Source organism: Agriterribacter sp., assembly GCF_035445465.1.
Lineage (GTDB): Bacteria > Bacteroidota > Bacteroidia > Chitinophagales > Chitinophagaceae > Agriterribacter.
In genome coordinates this window covers 2,947-3,537 of record NZ_DAOMQT010000103.1, presented here as the reverse complement: position 1 = coordinate 3,537, position 591 = coordinate 2,947, and the positions used below count along the sequence as shown (strand labels likewise).

The 591-nt window shown below is 40.9% G+C and carries 1 protein-coding gene; it reads right to left on the bottom strand.

From position 1 onward, the window contains the following. Positions 1 to 572 (bottom strand): PKD domain-containing protein (locus PLE34_RS21350; protein ID WP_324560506.1); only part of this gene is annotated, 572 nt, incomplete at its 3' end. Positions 573 to 591 lie beyond the last annotated feature (19 nt).

Below are 591 nucleotides of genomic sequence, written 5' to 3'. Positions count from 1 at the left end.
ACATTAAACGTTTTACTTACAACACCTGAAGCGTCTTTAACAAACTCTTGCTGCAGTAATACCTGTCCGCTCAGGTTGTATATAGTCACACTTGTTTTCCCTTTAGGTTTTCCATTAATCCATATCGTCATATCAGATTGAACAGGATTAGGATTGACCTTAACTTCTAATTCTGTTGAAACAGATGAAATATCTGGTACTGCCAATTGTAATGATTGATCCTGCACAGAATTTACATCCGAACCTGCCATAGTTCTGCCAGATATAGCAGATTTCACCGTTATGGTAACATAAGAACTAACCACATTCCCTTTCGCATCTGTTATGAACAACCCGAATTTGTAAGTTCCCGCAACGGTTAGTCCTGTTACATCTGTTGTTATGCTGGAAGGATATTGTATTTTAGCGGTTACCGGACCGACTACCTGCTTCCATAAACGCGTACTTCCTGCAGGTTCGGTTGATTGGCTGCCGTCAAGATGAACCTTCGATACTGGAAGCGTTATCGTTTGATTACTACCTGCCTCTGCATAAAGTGTTGATCCGGGGGCAGGATTTACAGTAATATACACGGAAGATGTTGAAACATTG